Below are 22,504 nucleotides of genomic sequence, written 5' to 3' on the forward strand. Positions count from 1 at the left end.
GTATCATATTTGATAATGCCTCTGCATAGGAAGAATAACTTTTAACCACCAAAAAACAGTGTTAAAATCATAAATTTCAAATTCTGCATCTTTTTGGGTTAACATAGCCGTTTTTATGGAGTTAAAATCAATTACCAACATTTAACTGAAGTTAAATTTTTTTCTAAAAAAATGCTTCCTAAGAAGCATTTAGCATTTGACTTATATAATCATCAAGCTGTTGATTGTTTAAATATGTTAGATCAGCAATATGATGAATAGGAGATAATTGTAAATACTGTGACAGTTTGTTTTCCACCAGTAACTCAAAATGATAAGGATGTGTTAAAGATTGAGACTGTTGACATTGAAAACGAAAATAACAATATTGAATAATAAAATAATAAAATCTTGTGACATATAATTGATGAAGGAATGGCAATGCATATGTATGAGGGTATGCTTCTTTATTTTTATATGGATGACCTATTAAAATATGATAGAGATGAAATAATGGTAATAATAAGCTTGAATAATGTTTAAAAGAAGTTTTAAAAAGATGATCATATAAATAAATAGCTTCTAAAATACCCGCTTCTAAATAGATGGCCTGTGTAGAAGGTATTGTGATTTTAAATTGTGAAATTTCATTTATATAATGATAAAGAGAATCCAATTCATAAGCATAAAGATGTTTCAAATCATGAAGATCACTATAAATCAAATAATTCTGAGCTGGAGTTTTGATATGAATATCTAAAGGCATTTGATCATTTGAAAGAATTTGAATATATTTTTTATCTCGAAAAAAATCTTCATTAATAAATTGATATGTGGGCTGTAATAAAGTGAGAGAATGAAAAAAATCATCTATATACATATAGGCATCTCCTTATCTTATATAGTTACTTTTTTATCTATTTGTCACTTTATTATATCAATAGTTTAAATAGTTATCAAATATAAATCTATTATTAATGAATATTTTACAGATTTTTATAACTCTTCGCTATAATGTAAAAAAATGAGGTGAGGTATATGTTAAAAATTGGTAAAGTCTTAGCTGCGAAATTGGAAGAAAAGAATATGACACAAAAAGATATTGCTAAAATGCTTAATATTTCACCTGGTGCTTTTTCAGCATATGTTACAGATACAAACTTTCCACGTTTAGATATTTTAGTTGAAATTTGTCAGATTTTAGATATTGATTTGAATCACCTTTTGAATTTACAAAATCATGAAAATATGGATTTATTAATTCAGGGAAAAGATGAAGCAAAGGTCATTCATTTTATGAGAAGTCTTTCCCATAAAGAACGTGAAATTTTAATGGAAAGCATTCAATCTTCAATCAGAATTATTGAAAAAATGAGAGATTTAAAAGAATAGTAACATGCTATTCTTTTTTTATTTACTACTAGCAAACCCATTATACTATAACTCATTTTTATTTGCAATAAGCAAGTTTATTCATTCGAGCTATTTAGGCATTTTTTTCACATTGAAAGTACAGTCTACATTGACTTTAAAGGCTATTTGACTTATAATCACAGTAGGTGAAATTCCTTCACCGCAATCAGAAAAAGAAGCACAATTTTCTGATTTGTCTGGCTAATCATTTTGAAGATGAAAGGAGTAAAAAAATGATTTATACAAAAGAAGTAGAAGAAATGTGCACTGTTAAATGCGGTGCAAGTCATGGATGTGCTCCAATTCCTGAAGAAGGAAAATGGGTATATTCAAGAGAAATCAAAGATATTTCTGGATTAACACACGGTGTTGGTTGGTGTGCTCCTCAACAAGGTGCATGTAAATTAACTTTAAACGTTAAAGAAGGAATTATCGAAGAAGCATTAATCGAAACACTTGGATGCTCTGGTATGACTCACTCTGCTGCTATGGCTAGTGAAGCATTAGTTGGTAAAACTTTATTAGAAGGTTTAAATACTGACTTAGTATGTGATGCTATCAATACAGCAATGAGAGAATTATTCTTACAAATCGTTTATGGACGTAGCCAATCTGCTTTCTCTGAAGGAGGACTTACTATCGGTTCAGGTCTTGAAGATTTAGGTAAAGGATTAAGAAGTATGCTTGGTACTGCTTATTCTACAAAATTAAAAGGACCTAGATATCTTGAATTAACTGAAGGTTACATTAACAGACTTGCTTTAGATGAAAATAATGAAATCATCGGTTATGAATTCATTAATCTTGGAAGAATGATGGATATGATTAAATCTGGAAAAGATGCTAATGAAGCAGTTAAAGAAGCTACTGGTACTTATGGTAGATTCGATAGTGCTGCAAAATACATCGACCCAAGAAAGGAATAATGGAGGTACGAAAATGGCATTATTTGAAAATTATGAACGTAGAATCGATCAGATTAACGCTGCATTAGCTAAATATGATATTAAATCAATTGAAGAAGCTAAAGCAATTTGTGATGAAAAAGGTATTGATGTTTATAACATCGTAAAATCAACTCAACCAATTTGTTTTGAAAATGCTTGCTGGGCTTATACAGTAGGTGCTGCAATGGCAATCAAAAATGGGGATACAAAAGCTGTTGACGCTGCTAAAACAATCGGTGTTGGTTTACAATCATTCTGTATTCCAGGATCAGTTGCTGATGATCGTAAAGTTGGTTTAGGTCATGGTAACTTAGGATCTATGTTATTAGATGAAAAAACTGAATGTTTCGCTTTCTTAGCTGGACATGAATCATTTGCTGCTGCTGAAGGAGCTATCAAAATTGCTGAAAAAGCAAATAAAGTTAGAAACAAACCATTAAGAGTTATCTTAAACGGTTTAGGAAAAGATGCTGCTAAAATCATTTCAAGAATCAATGGTTTCACTTATGTAGAAACTCAATTTGATTATTTCACTGGAGAAGTGAAAGAAATTTCAAGAACAGCTTATTCTGATGGGCCAAGAGCAAAAGTAAACTGCTATGGTGCTGATGATGTTCGTGAAGGTGTTGCAATTATGCACAAAGAAGGTGTAGACGTTTCTATTACTGGTAACTCTACTAACCCTACTCGTTTCCAACATCCAGTAGCTGGTACTTATAAAAAAGAATGTGTTGAACAAGGTAAAAAATATTTCTCAGTAGCTTCTGGTGGAGGAACAGGACGTACATTACATCCTGATAATATGGCTGCTGGTCCTGCTTCTTATGGTATGACTGATACTATGGGACGTATGCACAGTGATGCTCAATTTGCTGGTTCTTCTTCAGTTCCTGCTCACGTAGAAATGATGGGATTAATTGGTATGGGTAATAACCCAATGGTTGGAGCAACTGTTGCTGTTGCTGTAGCAATCGAAGAAGCTTGTAAATAATTAGGTATTTTCTAAATATTGCGAAAAACTCTGATTTAATCAGAGTTTTTTTGTTTTTATGGCACAGTAAAAATTTCGGATTATATTAAATAAACGTGTTAAAACTTTATGAAACTCCTAACGATTTTTTCAGTTACTAACAGGTTACTAACAGGTTACTAACACAGTTACTAACAAATTACTAACACGTTACTAACAAACTAAAATTTAAATTTCTTTCTGTTCATCGATACTTTTTTAATCAACAACAAGTCTGTTGGTGCGTGGTGGGAGCATTTCAGACTTAGTGAGAGTTTTTCGGTTACTAACACGTTACTAACAAATACATTTTTTTGATACTTATACGTCGCTATATTTTTCTTCAAAATTTAGCACTCACGTATAAGTTTTTTTATTCCGTAAATTATGATTTCTTAGATATTTTTCTTATATTTTAAATATACTAATAATCAATTTATTATTAGTAAGAAAAAGTATCCATCATCAAAAATTACATAGCCAGTCTTAGCACTGGCCATGAGAAAGGAGGTAAATTTATATGGCAAAGAAGTGCAATGTAATAGTAGTTGCAAATCAAAAAGGTGGAACAGGAAAAACCACGACTACTGAAAATGTAGGCATAGGTTTAGCTAATCAAGGCAAAAAAGTATTAATGGTAGACTTTGATCCACAGGGAGATTTATCTGCTTGTTTAGGATTAAAGAATACTGATGATATGGAAAACACTATATCAAAAGCAATGAATGATATTATCTATGATAAGAAAGTTGATTACAATAATCTAATCATTCACCACGAGGAACAGATTGACTTAATCCCAAGCAACATTGAACTTGCTGACTTTGAATTAAAGCTAGTAAGTGTCATGAATCGTGAACGTGTTCTTGATATGTGTCTTAGCCCTCTCAAACAACACTATGACTATATCTTGATTGACTGTCCCCCTTCTCTTGGGATGCTGACAATCAATGCGTTATCTGCTGCCGATAATATTCTGATACCTGTACAAGCTCAGTATCTTCCAGCTAAAGGAATGACTAAGTTACTGAATACAATCGGCAAAGTAAAACATCAGATTAATCCAAAAGTTGATATACTCGGTGTTGCTATCACTCTTGCTAATATGCAGACCAATTTGGGAAAAAGTACAGTGGACACAATTAGAGAAAATTATGGAAAACATATCAAAGTCTTTAATTCGATTATTCCTATTGGTGTTAAAGCTGCTGAAGCCAGTGTATCCGGAAAAAGTGTATATCAGCACGCAAAAGACAGTAACGTGGCTAAAGCTTATGAAGATTTAACTAAGGAAATCAGAAAAATTGAAAGGTCAAAACATAAAGGTACACCAGAAAGATAGGAGTTGAAATATCATGAACAAATTTGATTTAGGACTTCCTAAATTTGAAGATACTCTTTTCTCCACTGAGGAACAAAGACAGGAAGCCAGACTTGAAAAGGTCATGAAAATTCCTATCAGTGAAATTCATGACTTCAAACAGCATCCTTTTCATGTCCGTATGGACGAGGACATGGTAAAACTGATTGACAGCGTAAAAGAAAATGGTGTCTTAATGCCTGCTCTTGTCAGACCAGATAAAAATGGTGGATATGAGATGGTATCAGGGCACAGGAGAAAATTTGCGTTAGAGCAAAATGGGATAACGGAAATCGACGCTATTGTAAGAGAACTTGATGACGACCAAGCAACCATCATCATGGTTGATAGCAATATTCAACGTGAGCATATTCTGCCAACTGAACGTGGATTTGCCTATCGTATGAAATTAGAGGCAATGAAACATCAAGGAAAACGTAATGATTTAACTTCGTCCCAAGTTGGGACAAAGTTAAAAAGAGCCGATGATATGTTGGCTGAACAGGTTGGAGAAAGTAGAAATCAAATTCAACGATTTATTCGATTAACATACTTGGTTAAAGAATTAAGAAATATGGTTGATGAAATTCATGAAGATGGATTTACTATCGCATTGAATCCAGCCTATGAACTATCATTTCTTCAAATCAAGGAACAAAACGAACTCGTTGAAGTCATCAAGGAAACTTTAGCTACCCCTAGTCTTGCTCAGGCTCAGGAATTGAAACGTAAAAGTCAAAATGAAGAGTTATCTAAAGATATGATGATGGATATGTTACTGGCGGACAAGCCAAACCAAAAGGAAAAAATAAGTCTTAAGATGGAGGAAATTAATAAATATTTTCCAAAATCCTATACACCTAACCAAAAAAAGGAGATTATTCTCAAATTATTGGGTGAATGGCATAAAAAAAGAGAAAGAGAACATTCTAGATAATTTATATTCACACATGTGAATGATAAAATTGCAGAATTATTAAATTTCGGCGTATTCATGGGGGTAGTACGCTTTTTTTCGTTGCCAGTCGTGACTGTTTTTCCCCCTAAAACCCCCTTAACATTCCGAAAGGAATCACCTTTGGACTCTTAAATTCACTCTATATTATAACTAACTAATTATATATAGAAATACTTATATGATTTCATACATTTGTTATAAAAAATAGAGTTATCTATAATCATAACAAGAGGTGATTGTTATGAAGAAAATATTAATAGCATTATTTATCATAGGTTTAGCTGTTTATCTAACTTCAGATAGTGAAGAAAAGCAAAAACGTAAAGAATATAACGTTGAACAAATAGAAAAGAATATTGCACCATATATAAATTAAATCAAAATTAAATAAGCAAGATATTAAAGGCATCTCAAACATGAGGTGTCTTTTTTGTTGGAAAGGAAATATAAATATGAAGACTAAAATAAGATCTCCATGTTCATTCTTTTTATTTAAAACACTACAAATAAAGAATAAAAATACAAAGGAGAAGAAAAATGTTAGATAAAATAAAAACAATGACAAAGAAATCAGTTCTGTGTATAGCAAGTGCCATGATGTTAATGAATGGACTCGTTACAAATGCGTTTGCATTAACTGGAACAACTAGTTCAATTCGATATAAGGATTGGATTCTTATTGATCCTACTGATGGAAGTGAACATGGAACAGAGGGATACTTGTTGGTTGACAATCAGCCTGTGTTCTGTGTAGACTACTTTACAACTTTTCGTAACAACAAGAAAGTAACAGCTGGAACATATAAAGATATTGGTATCAGTGAAGAAAAGGCAAAGAGATTGTCTTTGATAGCTTATTATGGAACGAAGGTTGCAGGGAGAACGGATAAGGATTGGTACGCAATCACTCAGGGGCTTTTATGGCGAGAAATTCATGAAAGAGATGATCTAGAGTGGGTGAGAACCCCAACAGCCTACACTTATGCAGAGGTGCAGCAAAAGTGGAAAGAAATTCTAGCTGATGTTGATAAGTTTTATGTGGCTCCGTCATTTGCCAATAAGACACACAATATTGATGCAGATAAAACATTGACCTTGGCTGATACAAAAGGTGTCTTGGAAGACATGGTAGTTGTAGACGATGGTGGTCTGGATGTTAAAATCAGTGGAAATACGTTAACTGTAAAAGGAGCACCATCTATTACCGAAGCAAATATTGTATTGAAGAAAGACATTCCTGCAAGTGAAACGGGAGTAAGTATTTATTATACTGCTGATGACTGTCAGGCAGTTGCAAGTTTCAAAATTGATGATGTCATGCAGACTTCAATGAAAGTGACAGTCAATCAGTTTGGAAAGCTTGTACTAACAAAATACAATGATGATAAAACATCTACAATTGCTGAAACATCTTATCGCATTACTGGACCAAATGATTTTGATGAAACACACACAACTGATAAAAATGGAAAAATCAAATTAGATAGATTAGTTCCTGGTGAATACAAAGCAGTAGAAACAAAATCTGCTAATGGATATCTTATCAATGTAAGTGAGAAATCATTTGAAATAAAACCAAATGAAACAACTTCTATTGAATTTACCAATAACGAACCAACTGGAAAGATAGAATTAACAAAATCCATTGATTCTTCTAAAACAAATGGCTTAACTGGTGATGCAACATTGGAAGGCAATACTTACGAATTGCGTGCCAAAGAAAGAATCACAAATAAAGCTGGAACAAAAACATATTATGAAAAAGACGCTTTAGTATCAGCAAAGAAAACAAACAAAGATGGAAAAATCACTTGGAATGATCTTCCTTTAGGTAATTATTACATCAAGGAAATATCATCAAATGATTCATTGGTTTTAAATCCATCAGTCATCAATGTATCTCTTGAATATGAGGGACAGACAGTATCTAAGGTGACTTCATCAAAGAAAACATCTAACAGAGTGAATATGCAAAAAATTCAGGTGTTCAAATCAGGTGAAAAAGATGGAATTTCTGGTATTGTAAAAGGACTGCAAGGAGCAGAATTTACATGGAAATTGAAAAGTGAAGTCAATCATGTAGGATGGGATAATGCTACAACCTATGCAGTAATTACTACTGATGAAAATGGTCGTGCAACAACACCGTATCTTCCTCATGGAGAATATCTAGTCAAAGAAACAAAGACTCCAAAGGACTATATTACTGCTCCAGACTTTACAATCAGTGTGACTGATGATTATACCGAATATGAAGATATTGAACAAATCAAGATTATTAATATCAACAATAGACCTTTCACTTCACAGGTTAAATTAATTAAAGTTGATGAAGAAACAGGAAAGACAGTCACTTTAAATGGTGCAAGTTTCAAGATTAAGAACAGCGAGGGTAATTATGTTGTTCAAAAAGTTGCTGGACAAAAAATTGATACTTTTACAACGAATTCTAAGAATCAAGTAATTACTTCTTTTGGTAAATTAGGAGAAGTGACTTTACCGTTAGAATTGGATGCAGGAACATACACGGTGGAAGAAATCAAGGTTCCTGATGATTTCCTTGAATTGGAAGAACCAATTACCTTTACAATTACAAATCAGCACGACTATGACATGGATGAAGATGAAACTCCTATCTTAACAATTAAGGTAGCCAATGCTCAGCCTAAAGGAAAAATCATCATCAATAAAACAGATAAGGAAACTGGTAAAGCCATGACAGATATTGAGTATCTGTTGACTGCAAAAAATGATATTGTTTCTGGAATAGATGGCTCTATTCTTTTCAAAAAAGGAGAAACTGTTGCTAAAGGAAAAACGGATGTCAATGGACAAATTATTATTGACGATCTATTCATGGGTGAATATGAATTAAAGGAAACATTGACAAATGAAGGGTATGTTTTAGATGAAACTGTTCATGACATTATCTTCAAGGCAGAAGATACAACAACTAAGGAATATACTCATGAAATCAATGTCACTAATATTGCTCCATATGGACAGATTGATTTATATAAAACTGATAAAGATACAAAAGAACCATTAGGAGACATTACATTTGAATTAACAGCAAAAGAAGATATTTATACTCTTGATGGAAGAAACTCATTACTGTATAAAGCTGGTGATAAAGTATCCGTAGATATTTCTGAAAATGGATTATATGTAACCAACGAACTTGGAGAAATCCATATTGGAAATCTTCCATTAGGAAAATATGAATTGAAAGAAGTTCAGACTCTTGAAGGATATGTACCAAACGATACTGTCTATGATATTGATTTAAGCTATGATCACAGTGACAAAATTATCTATACAAAAGAAATCAATATAGAAAATGAAAAAACAACAACTGAAATCTCAAAGATTGATGCAACAAATAATCAAGAACTTGAAGGTGCTCACTTATCATTGAAAGATAAGAATGGAAACATCATTGAAGAATGGATTTCTGGTAAAGAAGCACATATCATCAGAGGGCTTTTGGCTGGTGAAAAATATACACTTCATGAAGATTTAGCACCAATCGGATATGCAACTGCTTCAGATGTCACTTTTACAGTTAATGCTGATGGAACTCCAACAAAAGTGACTATGAAAGATGAAATCACAAAAGTAGATATTTCAAAGGTCGATGCAACAAATCAAAAAGAAATTGAAGGTGCAAAATTAACTTTAACAGATAAGGAAACTGGAAAAGTTGTTGAATCTTGGACTTCAAAGAAAGAACCACATAGAATCGAAGGGCTGGAAGTAGGAAAAGTTTATATCTTGCATGAAGATCTTGCCCCAGCAGGTTATGAAGTTGCCAGTGATGTGGAATTTACTATTGCTGATACTGGAGAGGTTCAAAAAGTTGTCATGAAGGATCAACCTAAGACAACTGTTGTGAAAACTGGTGACAATTCTCAAACAGGATTATATCTAGCAGTCATGGCAATGGCAGGAATTGCAGTCCTAGTGATATCAAGAAAATCAAAAAAGAAAGATGGTGACATGAGTGAATAATGCCCTATGGATTGCAACAGTTACATTGTCAATCATGATAGCTCTTTTAGGTATCAAGATATATGTCAAAGTCAAAAGACAAGAAAGAAAACTCATTGAAATGAAACATAAACAATAACAATCCATTTTAAAAGCAGGTGGCATCATTGCTGCCTGCTTTTAAATAATTAAACAAGGAAAGGAATGAAAATTATGATTTTTAAAACCAGAGTGGAACATCTCGAAAATGTCCTCAATGAAATAGGAAATTCAAATCTATACGAGTATCCACATGTTGATTTTGTTCTTGTCAAGGAAATCAATGGAAAAGATTACTATACAGCTGGTATTTCAAATGAAATCAATCCAGATGAATCTTTTCTATTTCGCCCAAAAGCTAGAGCTAAATCAATTCCCATTCAAAACCTTCGCTATGAAAAGCAAGAATACAAAAAATTGTTCAAAGAATGTATTGAAGGGTATGTTCTCCAGCAAATGCAGAAGGGTTATAAGATTATCTATATGTCCATTGACTTTCATATTGAATTATGGGGATTTATAGACAATTATTATCACAGCATTGATATTTTTGATGATGGTCTCATTTATTATATGTCTTTCTGTTATGAAATAGGTCTCACTTCTACTTTTTTATCGCACTATAGCTGTGGATATTTTCCAGATTTCATTCATGATTTTTTAGGTGAAGTTACATTTGAATCATCTAAGGAACTAGTCAAAACTATGATAGAAAGTAACAATCGTATGATAACTTCCCTAGAACTCAGAAATGAACTATGCTACAAGATTCTTGACGGGAGAACAGAAAATGAAGAAAGTAGTTAAAGATTTCATCAATAACTCTTATCAAATATTAAGGGATAAGGAAGAATTTGATATGGTCATCAGTCAAGTATTATCATTTAAAAACGGAGATGGTACAACTGGATTTCAGGCAATAGCTGTATCTCAAAGTAATCTTGATGAAATAAGATGCATTCGTGAAAATATTCAAGGAAAATCAGAATATATGAAAATTCTTGAATGGGACTATAACATTGAGGACTATCTATTGGATGATCTTGAAAATGGGTTTGAGATAGAATATATGACATTGGACGAGCATTGTGGCATCTGGTACACTATTGATAACTGGCGCGAAGATATTTCTCACATGAAAGGTCTTCAGAAATATCTATCCTACTGCCAACTACATGAAATCACTTCACAAGTCATTTCATTATATAGTTCAGATCATATAGATATTTCTGATCTTTATCAGGAGGCAAATGGACCATATAAAATTATTGCCGAAACAAGTATTGGGAGTAGATCGATTGTTCTAGGACACAGCTCTATTTCCCCATCTCCCTATGTGACATGGGATACTACACCTAACAGAAAACATGGATATTATGCTGGTCACTATTTTTCAAGTTACACAGATGCTTTCAAGGATTATAAAGAGCGATGTCAAGTCATCATGAGCAAACATCTTGAATTTGAAAGAAATAAAACAAAGCCTAATAAGGTGAAAAAGGAATATGAAAGATAAAAATTCATTCAAGATGGTATTATGGACTGATGATAGGAAAGTATATATCGACCTTTCAAAAGGATATGATCATGTTTCTAATTCCCTACACAAGTTAGGATATTATCCTTATGATATTAAATTTTCCCATGTAAGATTCAAGTTTACACATCAAAGTAACGAAAATTTAAAATATCTAGCCCATGTTATTACTAAAGATGATTACATCATGGACGTATTTAGAGCATATCAATACCTTAATCGTGTAGAAGGGTTTGATAAACATTTAAGTATGCTAATAAAGACACAGCATGTTCATTCAATTAAAGATATACTGATTCAAGGAAATCTATATCAACTCTATAACAATAATAAAAACAATAATATACCCAACACACAGAAGATAAAACTAGAAGATATAAGATTTCAAGAAATAACAATTTTCAGTAAGCATGCATTATTTACACCTTATCGAATCGATAATAAAGATTTGCCTAAAGGGTTATACAGATATGAGTGCCAGTGCGATGATAATCAAGATGGAATAATTACAATGATAGGAAAATGTATTCATGTCAATTTTTGGGGAACCATATTGACTACAAAGAAGATAGGATTACATCATGGTTATAGAAATGTAGATGAAATTAAAGATATGTTATTTGCAGATGCTAGAAGTATCTCACTCCATGATTATCTTAAGAAATATCCTATTGTGAAATCTAATCATTCTCGTTAATTTATCTTGTAAACAAAATTTCTTCATGAGATAATTTAATTAAATAAATAGTAATTTACCAAAAAGATTGTCAGTAATGACAGTCTTTTTTGTACGACAGGCAGTTATACAAATAAATTAGTTCAGTGCAACTAATCTATTTTTTTATTATATATTGACTTTTAACGATAACTACTATAAAATATAGTAGTGTAGTTTATAGTAGAAAGGAGGACATTAAATATATGAAAAATTATGACAATTATTTTCTTCCTGTAGATAATATGGAAGAAGCAAAAAGATACTATGAGGAAATATTGGGGTTAAAAAAGAAATTTGATTTCTCTGATAAGGGAATGGTTGCTTATAATATTGGAAATGAAGAACCTGCAATAATTTTAAAAGACAAAAATAAATTTGAGAATTTAAAGCCTACAATATGGTTTGAAGTAGAAGATGTTGCAATCTTCTATAAAGAAATGTTGAATAATGATATAAAATTTTTGAGTGAGCCTTTTAAAATTGGAACTGGTAATGCAGTCGAGTTTGAAGATCCATTTGGAAATAGACTTGGCGTTACAGATTATATTAAGTAAGGAGTAGAGATTATGTCAAATATAGATTTGGTATTATTAGGACTTATTAAACAAAAATCACAAAGTGCTTATGATATTAAAAAAAATATAGAATATCGTAATATACAAAGATGGGTAAAAATTAGTGAACAGTCTATTTATAAGAAAGTATTACAATTAGAATCAAAAGAATATATTGTTAGCCATAAAGAGAAAGAGGGAAATATGCCAGATAAAGCAATATATACTATTACTAACAAAGGTAATGATTATTTTAATAAACTTATGAATGATATTTCAAATTCTGATGTTAGTCTATATTTGGATTTTAATGTTATTATCACGAATTTAGATTTAGTAGATGATGAACAAAAACAGATTCTTGTTTCTAATATAAAATCAAAGATATTAGAATTAAAAGAATTACTAAATGAAAGACGTTCTCATAGACAACATATTCCTAATGTTGGAAAACAAATGTTCAAACAACAATTAGCATTAGTAGAAACATTAGAAAAGTGGATAATTGATTTTGAGAATAGTTTAAAAGAACAAAATTAGCAAATATTGATTTTAAGTTAAAAGATAAATTTGTAGGGAGGGAAATTCCATGAAAATAATCAACATTGGTATTCTTGCTCATGTAGATGCAGGAAAGACGACCTTAACGGAAAGTCTGCTTTATACAAGTGGAGCAATTTTAGAATTAGGCAGTGTAGATAAGGGAACAACAAGGACAGATACTATGTTTTTAGAACGTCAGCGTGGAATCACAATTCAGGCAGCAGTTACTTCTTTTAATTGGAATGACTACAAAATCAATATTGTAGATACTCCTGGACATACAGATTTTATAACAGAAGTGTATCGTTCCTTATCTGTTCTTGATGGAGCAATTTTAGTAATTTCTGCTAAAGATGGTGTACAAGCACAAACCCGAATACTATTCCATGCACTTCAAAAAATGAATATACCAACAATTATTTTTATAAATAAAATAGATCAGGATGGAATTAACTTAAATAATATTTATCAAAATATCAAAGAAAAACTTTCAAATGATATTATTGTTATGCAAAATGTAACATTAACTCCAGAAATATCAATTAAAAATATCATTGATTTAGATGATTGGGATCCTGTAATTTCCAAAAATGATAAACTTTTAGAAAAATATATTGTAGGAGAAAAATTGACTATACAAGAATTAATGTATGAAGAATATAGGTGTGTTAAAAAAGGTTCGTTGTTTCCTATATACCATGGAAGTGCTAGAAATAATATAGGGACTCAACAACTTATCGAAGCTATTTCAAATCTTTTTTGTTCTGAAATGAATGAGAATGATTCAGAACTATGTGGAAGAGTTTTTAAAATTGAATATACAGACCATAAGCAAAGATTAGTTTATTTGCGTCTTTATAGTGGAACATTACACTTACGAGATACAATTATGTTGCCAGAAAAAAAGAAAATGAAACTTACAGAAATATATATTCCTTCAAATGGGGAAATGATACAGACAAAAATAGTTTGTTCTGGAGATATTTTTATTATACCTAACAATACATTAAGATTGAACGATATTATAGGAAATGAAAAGATTTTGCCATGCAATGTATGGAATGACAAGACTGTACCAATACTACGAACAAGAATTGAACCGATAAAAATAGAAGAGAGAGAAAAATTATTGGATGCTCTTACAGAAATTGCAGATACTGATCCTCTTTTACGTTATTATGTTGATACGATAACACATGAAATCATCATTTCTTTTTTAGGAACAGTGCAGTTAGAAGTTATCTGTTCTCTGTTGATTGAAAAATATCACATAAACATAAGAATCGAAGATCCAACCGTAATTTATTTGGAAAAGCCATTACAAAAGGCAGATTATACTATTCATATTGAAGTACCACCAAATCCATTTTGGGCATCAATTGGATTATCAATAACTCCACTTCCAATTGGCACTGGAATACAGTACGAAAGCAAAGTTTCACTCGGTTATTTAAATCAAAGTTTTCAAAATGCAGTAAGAGAAGGTATTAATTATGGACTGGAGCAAGGATTGTATGGTTGGAAAGTGACAGATTGTAAAATATGTTTTGAATATGGTGTTTATTATAGCCCTGTTAGTACTCCCTCGGATTTTCGCTTTCTTGCCCCAATTGTACTTGAACAAACATTGAAAAAAGCGGGAACGCAATTATTAGAGCCATATCTTTCGTTTATACTTTTTACACCAGAGGGATACTTTTCTCGTGCATATAAAGATGCACAAAAACATTGTGCAATAATTGAAACAAGTCAATCAAAAAATGATGAAGTTATTTTTACAGGACATATTCCTGTACGTTGTATTAATGAATATCGTAATACTTTAACTCTATATACAAATGGGCAAGCAGTTTTTTTGACAGAATTAAAAGATTATCAAATTGCTACTTGTGAACCAGTTATTCAATCACGTAGACCAAATAATCGAATAGATAAAGTACGCCATATGTTTAATAAAAAAGAAAATTAAGTTACTATTCACTAAAATTACAATTTATGAAATTAAATTGCAAATTATATTAAAAATATAATTTAATAATATAAGAGATTCCAATTTTTAGGAATCTCTTTTTATATACAAACGAGAGGAGGTTCAACATTGAAAACAAAATATGAATATATACATGAGCTTCTACTTGAACAAGCTGAGAACCTTTCCAAATCCCCTTATAATTGGATGGCATTCTTAAAAACATCAGCTTATATGTTTAAATACGATTTTGCTGATCAACTTTTAATTTATGCTCAAAAGCCAGATGCGAAAGCATGTGCATCTTTTGAAACATGGAATGAAAAACATAGTCGATGGATACGCAAAGGCTCTAAAGGTATTGCTCTTTTAAATGATGATAACACCTTAAGATATGTATTTGATATCAAGGATACCCGCAGTCCCAGCTTTAAGCCTCTCCATCTATGGAGAGTAGAAATAAAAGACGAATTAGAATATATCCATATGCTTGAAAATAAGTATGGGAATATGAATTTTTCTATAGAACTAGGACATGCAATCATTGAAATGTCATCTATCATTGCTGAAGAAAATATGCAGGATTATCTTCCTCCCCTACTCAAATTTCGAAAAGATAGCGAACTTGAGCATATGGAAGAACATGAAATCATGACTGAATTTAAGTCATTATTAGCAAACTCCATAGCATTCGAGATCATTCATAGAAGTGGATTGAATGTTAATGATTACTTTACTGCTGAAGATTTCTATGCTATAAAAGATTTCAATTCCATTGACATGATCATGCAGCTTGGAACAGCAAGTCGGGACCTATGTGAAATAGGCATGAATGATATTTCTGCAAAAGCAAAAGAAATTATGATTCGTACATTTGAACAGTCCAAACAAATGATACAAAATAGAGGTGTAAACAACGAAAGGAGCGATATACATGAAAGAATTGACGTACAATCAAGTGGGAGATTATCTAATGCCAAATCTGAAAGCAGAAGAACCAATCTTCAACAGCCGATACGCAAGGATGAGATACAATTACCTCAAAACAAACTATCCGGCACATCTTCTCGCATTGAAAGCGAAGAACAAACTGAACAAACATTTAAAAACAGTCAATCAGGAAGCAATGCAAAAAATAGAAATTTTGATGGAGGAATTGCTGAAGAAACAGCCAGCTCCAGACAAGGAAACTCATCAGATGAAGTGGGTTCAGCACATGAACAAGCTGAAGGCACAAGCCGAAGAAATCATTCTCAAGGAGATAATCTACAATTAGATTTAGGATTAGGTGGTGAAGAACAAGAAAATACTTTACCACCTTTTGATTTGCAGGATTTACCTGCGTTATTACGTGAAGATGTTTCACTTCAACATTCTCGTGAAGAAATTCAGCAGTTCTTTACAGAACATACGGATGATAAGGAACGTACTGATTATCTTGCTGAGTGTTATGATGATACTCTAGTAGAAACTTTCCGACATCCAGAAAAAAATGATTTTTCTTATATTGGTTACAAGAAAGGTGATAATGGACTTAATATATGGGCTGGGAGCTGGCAAAACAAAAAATCAAAGTCCCATTTGTCTTTCTTTGAACTCCAGTTTGAAGTCTCAAAACTGATTGAAAACGATGAATATCTACTTCCTAGTTGGAAAAAGATGTCCCCTATTCAATTAACTTATGAAAATGGAACAATGAATAGAAATGTAGATTATTACCTGTTTTCATATAAAAATGAATTTAAAAAAAGCTCTGCTGAAATTATTGAATTTTTAAGCAATGAACAAGATCAGCAAAAACGAATACAGTTCATAAAGGATTTTTATCCTAACCAGATTGTAGAAATGGAAGTGAATGGTGTCACTCTTGGATTCAAGAAAGAAGAAAGCCATCTACATATCTACATGGGAACGTATGACAATCAGAAAGCATCTAGCGATTACAGTTGGTCACTTGTAGAAAGTGAAATAGATGGCATGATTCTGTCACGCTATTTTGATTCTAGTGTTCAGATTCCAACTGTTGAAGAACAGCAAACAGCTATATATGAAAATGAGGAACAGCTCAAAAACGGTATTTATTTTTCTCAAGAAGAAATTGATCGTGTCCTTGTTCGTGGCAGTGGCTTCGTAGATGGAAAATACAGAATCTATCAACAGATGCTAAAAAAACAATCAATAAGCGAAAATGCCAAGTTTCTAAAAGAGGAATATGGAACTGGTGGCTCAGCACCAGCAGTAGGTCTCATTAATATAAATCATGACAACAAAGGAATCACCTTTTCTAGAAGTCGACAGATAGGCAAAGAAGAAATCACGATAACACTCAACTGGAAGAAGATTGCGAAAAGGATCAATGAACTTGTTGCTGCCAATCGTTATCTCAGTAAGGAAGAAATGGAAGAATACCCTAAATTTCTTCAGAAGCAGATGGAACAACAGCTTGAATACGAACGTAAAATGTTAAATCATGAACCAATAGGTGTTGTCGTAGAAAACAGTCCAGATGAAAATGTCAAGAAAGACTATCGTTGGAAAATTGGCGATAAAATCTACAAGGGCATTGACGAATATACCATTATCGAAGATGGCGATCAGATTGCTATTCAAAGTGATGAATTTCCTTTATTTATTGATTACCTATCAAAAAAGGATTTCAAGAATCTCTTAAAGGAAAACCCACTTAATGATAAATTACTTGTTGCAATCGAAGAAGATAATCATGAAACTAGCGAACAACAGCTTTTTGATGAATATATTCCTGTATTTATTGATAGGATTCAACGAAGTGAATACTACCCTCGATTAAGAAATCGTGATACAGATGTACATGAGGCAGAGTTGCTGATTCGAGAAGCTATGATTGACATCATGACATCTATAAACATGACAGATGAAGCTATCTATAATCTTTATACAACCAATAATGTTTTCAGAGAAAAGATTATAGACCATCTTATCGACAAGGTCTATAATGATGTTTCGACATTACCTGTTCAAGAAACATCAGAACTTTATAATGCACTATACGAACTTGTACCAAACATTTTAGATGTTCAGTCCTACATGATGATATTTTATTCGAAAAACAGTGAAGAACATCCTCTTACTATTTTCTATAATAGTGATGAGAAAATCATTGAAATGTATCACTGGTATGAACTTAATGGTATCGAGATAACTGAACCGCATATGAAGTTTTTCTATGATTCCACAGATAGGACAATCAACCCTATCTATTACAGCAATCCTCTACTCAATGTTGAATTTGATACTGATAATGATCCAAATGAATTCCTACAGAACGATATGCTTCAGTATGCCTTAACATGGATACAAAATATTAAGGATAAAGACTATTATCTAGAATCTGAACAAATTTACATGAATGATGAAAAAATCGGTACGTATCATGTGGATTATAATGATAATGGAGAAATCGTCTATTCAAACATGCCTTATGACAAACTCATAGATTATGCAAATGCACATAATCTTACCAATTCTATCAAAAATTCTCATGAATTTGATAGCAATAACATTATTCAAGAGCTTAACAATCAAGCTGAACAGAAAAAATCTCAAAAAGAGCCAGTAAACTATCACATTGAAGATGAACATCTTGGAGCAGGAACTCCTAAAGAAAGATATAGAAATAACATTGCAGCTATCAGGCTGCTTTTTTCTTTGGAAAAAGAAAATCGTCTGGCAAATAAAGATGAACAGGAAATCCTTGCTAAATACGTTGGCTGGGGTGGTTTGAGCGATGTATTCGATTCTACAAAATCGAACTGGGCAAATGAATATACAGAATTGAAATCACTACTTAATGATGAAGAATATACACAAGCAAGAGAATCTACATTAACAGCTTTCTATACTCCACCTATCGTGATTGATTCTATTTATTCTATTCTGGACAATCTTGGATTCAAGTATGGAAATATACTGGAGCCAGCCTGCGGGACTGGTAACTTCTTAGGAAGGCTGCCTGATCAGATGAAAGATTGCAAATTATATGGAATTGAACTGGATTCGATTACTGGAAGAATTGCCAAACAACTATATCAAAAAGCCAATATCACAGTTGACGGATACGAGAATACAAATCTTCCGGACAATTTCTTCGATATCGCTATCAGTAACGTTCCATTTGGACAGTTCAAGGTATCTGATAAAAGATATAATAAACTTAATTTCAATATCCATGATTACTATTTTGCAAAGACACTGGATAAAGTAAGACCAGGTGGTATCGTTGCCTTCGTAACATCAAAATATACGATGGACAAAGCTAATTCATCGGTCAGAAAATATATATCCGAACGTGCTGAGCTATTAGGTGCGATTAGACTTCCTAATACGACATTCAGTGAAAGTGCAAACACCAAAGCTGTCAGCGATATCCTCATACTGAAAAAACGTGAAAGACCGATGGTGGTTGATGAACAGTGGCTATATACACAAGAGGATGCAAATGGTTTTGTCTATAATGCCTATTTTCAAGAACATCCGGACATGGTACTGGGAAACTTTGAAATGTCAAAGTCAATGTATGGACGTGATGAATTGACCGTTGTTCCTTTTGATGATATTCCATTAAAGGATTCACTTGAAAAAGCCGTTTCAAACATCCAAGGTAAGATGGATCAGATCATCTTCGATGATAACGTCATTGAAGATTCCAATAAAGAAATAGTGACGATACCTGCAGATCCAACAGTAAAGAACTTCAGCTACACGCTCGTTGATGATGATATCTATTTCAGAGAAAACAGTATCATGACGAAAATGGAACTGACTGAAACTGCAAGAAATCGTATTACCGGCATGATAGAAATTCGTGACTGTGTACGTAATCTTATCGACTATCAGAAAGAAGATTTTGAAGATCTAGTCATTGAAAACGAACAGAAAAGACTAAATATCCTTTATGATGCATTCACAGAAAAATATGGACTCATCAATTCCCGTGGAAATAGTTTAGCTTTCCGTGATGACAGTTCCTACTATCTTTTGTGTTCGCTGGAAAACTTAAATGAAGATGGTACGCTTAAGTCAAAAGCAGATATGTTTTCTAAACGTACAATCCGTAAGCATGTTCCTGTTGAAAGTGTTGAAACTTCCAATGAAGCACTTATGATTTCACTAGCCGAAAAAGCAAAGATAGATTTTGATTACATGAATCAGCTTACAGGATTTGATAAAGAGAAAATGGTAGAAGATTTAAAGGGTGTCATCTATCGAATTCCTGACATTGATGATAACAACGAAGTCTATGTCACTGCTGATGAATATTTGAGTGGCAATATTCGCCAAAAATTGAAAGTAGCAGAGATGGCAGTTTCCATCAATCCTATCTATCAAGAAAATATTGATGCATTAAAACAGGCAATGCCTGGTGAACTGTCCGCTTCAGAAATTGAAGTAAGGCTTGGAGCAACGTGGTTACCTGAAAATATCTATGAAGATTTCATGCATGAACTTCTATCGATCTCCACTTTTGTTCAATCAAGAATCAATATTACCTATTCAAAAGCTACTGGAAACTGGAATATATCGAACAAGAACTGGGATAGAGGCAATGCTAAAGCCGAAAAAACGTATGGTACACATAGAGCTAATGCATATCGTCTCATTGAAGATTGTTTAAATTTAAAGGCAACAAAAATCTACGATTACGAATATGATGATGAAGGCAAGAAAGTCGCTATTCTTAACAAAAAAGAAACGATGATTGCCCAACAAAAGCAGGAAGCTATCAAGGAAGCATTCACCAACTGGATATGGAAAGATTATGATCGCAGAGAGTATCTTGTAAAAAGATATAATGAACTGTTCAATTCCATTCGTCCTCGTGAATACAACGGAGATCATCTGGAATTTCCAAACATGAACAATGAAATCAGTTTAAGGAAGCATCAAAAAGATGCGATTGCTCACATTCTTTATGGTGGAAATACACTTCTTGCTCACGTAGTTGGAGCTGGCAAGACCTTCGAAATGACAGCTGCCTGTATGGAGCTTAAACGACTTGGATTATCTCAAAAAGCAATGTTCGTTGTACCAAACCATTTAATCGAACAATGGGGTTCTGAGTTTCTTCAGCTCTATCCGAGCGCAAACATTTTAGTAGCAAGAAAACAAGACTTTGAAAAAAGCAAACGAAAGACGTTCTGTTCACGTATTGCTACTGGTGAATGGGATGCAGTTATCATTGGACATTCACAGTTTGAAAAAATTCCTATCTCTGTAGAAAGACAACGTAAACTCATTGAAGATCAAATCGAAAGCATAACAAACGGCATTCAGGACCTCAAGGCAAATGGTGGTGAAAGATTCTCCGTCAAACAATTGGAAAGAACTAAAAAAGGCTTAAAGAAAAGACTAGAGAAACTAAACAGTGACGAAAGAAAAGATGATGTTATCTACTTCGAGGAACTTGGCATTGATAGATTATTTGTTGACGAAAGCCATAACTATAAGAATCTTTTCCTTTATACCAAGATGAGAAATGTTGCAGGTCTAACCCAAACAGAGGCTCAAAAATCTTCCGATATGTTCATGAAATGTCAGTACCTTGATGAAATCACAGGTGGCAAAGGTGTTGTCTTTGCAACAGGTACTCCTATATCCAACTCCATGACGGAAATGTACACAATACAGCGTTATCTTCAATACAACACATTAAAAGAACACGGATTGGAACATTTTGATTCATGGGCTTCAACATTTGGCGAAACAATAACAGCTATTGAATTAGCACCCGAAGGAACTGGCTACAGAATGAAGACAAGATTTGCGAAATTCTTCAATCTACCGGAACTGATTAGCATGTTCAAAGAAGTAGCAGATATCAAAACAGCAGATATGCTTAATCTCCCTACTCCAACTGCTCATTATCACAATATTGCAGTCAAGCCAAGTTGTTGAATGCCAAATTAAATGATAAATAGTTCTTCAATTTATTTGGTTAGGATACAAGGTGAGATAACTATAATATTCAAATTAAATTGTCCGAGCTATTTATATTATTTGCTACGTGATATAACTAAAAAATGCATCTAAGATGCAATTTTTTTGTTATAGTTTTCAAACACCGATTTGATTCCATATGCAATTCTAAGACTTATATCTAAATCTTCGAACACCTCGTATATTGCCTCTGTATTCCAGAATATATCCGTTGGGTGGGCAAGCCCTATTGTCATATCTCTCATAACGAAACATATTTCCCAGTCAAGTTCATTCTCTATTAAACGACACCATTCACTTCGATTATTAATGACGATATCAAATGAATAATAAGCGAATGTTTCTATGCTCCTGATTGTACCAACACATTTGACCTCATCTTTATTTTTATATATATAATCCATTTTCTTATCCCAACTCATTATCATTAAAGGCCATCATGACAGTATCTGTATCTATGATATTCTGATTTCTATTATTGCCTGCCAATAGACTTTTATTGCACAATTGATT

Annotated in this window: 17 protein-coding genes; 15 read left to right on the top strand and 2 right to left on the bottom strand. The window is 32.6% G+C overall.

Annotated elements, in window-relative coordinates:
• Window positions 1-178: 178 nt before the first annotated feature.
• Window positions 179-859, bottom strand: coding sequence for a hypothetical protein (locus B5E48_RS11050; RefSeq protein ID WP_087305054.1), 681 nt, complete (start codon window positions 857-859; stop codon window positions 179-181).
• A gap of 158 nt (window positions 860-1,017) precedes the next feature.
• On the opposite strand from B5E48_RS11050, the gene B5E48_RS11055 reads away from it, so the two are divergent.
• From B5E48_RS11055 to B5E48_RS14125, 15 genes are all read left to right on the top strand, one after another.
• Window positions 1,018-1,371 carry a helix-turn-helix domain-containing protein gene (locus B5E48_RS11055; RefSeq protein WP_087243933.1) on the top strand — a complete coding sequence of 118 codons (354 nt, stop codon included), beginning with the start codon at window positions 1,018-1,020 and terminating at the stop codon, window positions 1,369-1,371.
• 254 nt (window positions 1,372-1,625) lie between these two features.
• Complete coding sequence (locus tag B5E48_RS11060) at window positions 1,626-2,318, top strand: iron-sulfur cluster assembly scaffold protein (RefSeq protein ID WP_087243932.1); 693 nt, start codon at window positions 1,626-1,628, stop codon at window positions 2,316-2,318.
• Window positions 2,319-2,331: 13 nt separating this feature from the next.
• Window positions 2,332-3,330 (top strand): GGGtGRT protein, encoded by a 999-nt coding sequence (locus B5E48_RS11065; protein WP_087243931.1) that lies wholly within the window; start codon window positions 2,332-2,334, stop codon window positions 3,328-3,330.
• 538 nt (window positions 3,331-3,868) lie between these two features.
• Window positions 3,869-4,690 carry a ParA family protein gene (locus B5E48_RS11070; RefSeq protein WP_087305055.1) on the top strand — a complete coding sequence of 274 codons (822 nt, stop codon included), beginning with the start codon at window positions 3,869-3,871 and terminating at the stop codon, window positions 4,688-4,690.
• 13 nt (window positions 4,691-4,703) lie between these two features.
• Window positions 4,704-5,645, top strand: coding sequence for a ParB/RepB/Spo0J family partition protein (locus tag B5E48_RS11075; RefSeq protein WP_087305056.1), 942 nt, complete (start codon window positions 4,704-4,706; stop codon window positions 5,643-5,645).
• A 262-nt stretch (window positions 5,646-5,907) separates the two neighbouring features.
• The gene (locus tag B5E48_RS13965; RefSeq protein WP_255376276.1) at window positions 5,908-6,042 is read left to right on the top strand and encodes a hypothetical protein; all 135 of its coding nucleotides are present in this window, start codon (window positions 5,908-5,910) and stop codon (window positions 6,040-6,042) included.
• A gap of 161 nt (window positions 6,043-6,203) precedes the next feature.
• Window positions 6,204-9,677 (top strand): SpaA isopeptide-forming pilin-related protein, encoded by a 3,474-nt coding sequence (locus B5E48_RS11080; protein ID WP_158097290.1) that lies wholly within the window; start codon window positions 6,204-6,206, stop codon window positions 9,675-9,677.
• Window positions 9,670-9,795: a hypothetical protein gene (locus tag B5E48_RS13970; protein WP_255376277.1), complete on the top strand. Its 126-nt coding sequence runs from the start codon at window positions 9,670-9,672 to the stop codon at window positions 9,793-9,795. Before B5E48_RS11080 ends, B5E48_RS13970 begins: the two co-directional genes overlap by 8 nt.
• Window positions 9,796-9,860: 65 nt before the next feature.
• Window positions 9,861-10,502, top strand: coding sequence for a hypothetical protein (locus B5E48_RS11085; RefSeq protein WP_143747021.1), 642 nt, complete (start codon window positions 9,861-9,863; stop codon window positions 10,500-10,502).
• A complete protein-coding gene (locus B5E48_RS11090) occupies window positions 10,486-11,211 on the top strand; it encodes a hypothetical protein (protein ID WP_087305058.1) in 726 nt (241 codons plus the stop codon). Before B5E48_RS11085 ends, B5E48_RS11090 begins: the two co-directional genes overlap by 17 nt.
• Window positions 11,201-11,929, top strand: a complete 729-nt coding sequence (locus B5E48_RS11095; RefSeq protein WP_087305059.1) for an LPD28 domain-containing protein — start codon at window positions 11,201-11,203, stop codon at window positions 11,927-11,929. Before B5E48_RS11090 ends, B5E48_RS11095 begins: the two co-directional genes overlap by 11 nt.
• Window positions 11,930-12,153: 224 nt before the next feature.
• Window positions 12,154-12,504 (top strand): VOC family protein, encoded by a 351-nt coding sequence (locus B5E48_RS11100; protein ID WP_087302310.1) that lies wholly within the window; start codon window positions 12,154-12,156, stop codon window positions 12,502-12,504.
• 12 nt (window positions 12,505-12,516) lie between these two features.
• A complete protein-coding gene (locus B5E48_RS11105) occupies window positions 12,517-13,044 on the top strand; it encodes a PadR family transcriptional regulator (RefSeq protein ID WP_087305060.1) in 528 nt (175 codons plus the stop codon).
• Window positions 13,045-13,093: 49 nt separating this feature from the next.
• Window positions 13,094-15,016 carry a tetracycline resistance ribosomal protection protein Tet(44) gene (gene tet(44) / locus B5E48_RS11110; protein ID WP_087302314.1) on the top strand — a complete coding sequence of 641 codons (1,923 nt, stop codon included), beginning with the start codon at window positions 13,094-13,096 and terminating at the stop codon, window positions 15,014-15,016.
• A gap of 129 nt (window positions 15,017-15,145) precedes the next feature.
• Window positions 15,146-21,949 (top strand): DEAD/DEAH box helicase family protein, encoded by a 6,804-nt coding sequence (locus tag B5E48_RS14125; RefSeq protein WP_241146973.1) that lies wholly within the window; start codon window positions 15,146-15,148, stop codon window positions 21,947-21,949.
• Window positions 21,950-22,080: 131 nt separating this feature from the next.
• Here the strand turns inward: B5E48_RS14125 and B5E48_RS11125 are convergent, their stop codons facing one another.
• On the bottom strand, window positions 22,081-22,419 hold the full coding sequence (locus B5E48_RS11125; RefSeq protein WP_087305062.1) for a hypothetical protein: 339 nt from the start codon (window positions 22,417-22,419) through the stop codon (window positions 22,081-22,083).
• Window positions 22,420-22,504 lie beyond the last annotated feature (85 nt).

It is taken from the genome of Massilimicrobiota sp. An105, from assembly GCF_002161155.1.
Lineage (GTDB): Bacteria > Bacillota_I > Bacilli_A > Erysipelotrichales > Coprobacillaceae > Allocoprobacillus > Allocoprobacillus merdigallinarum.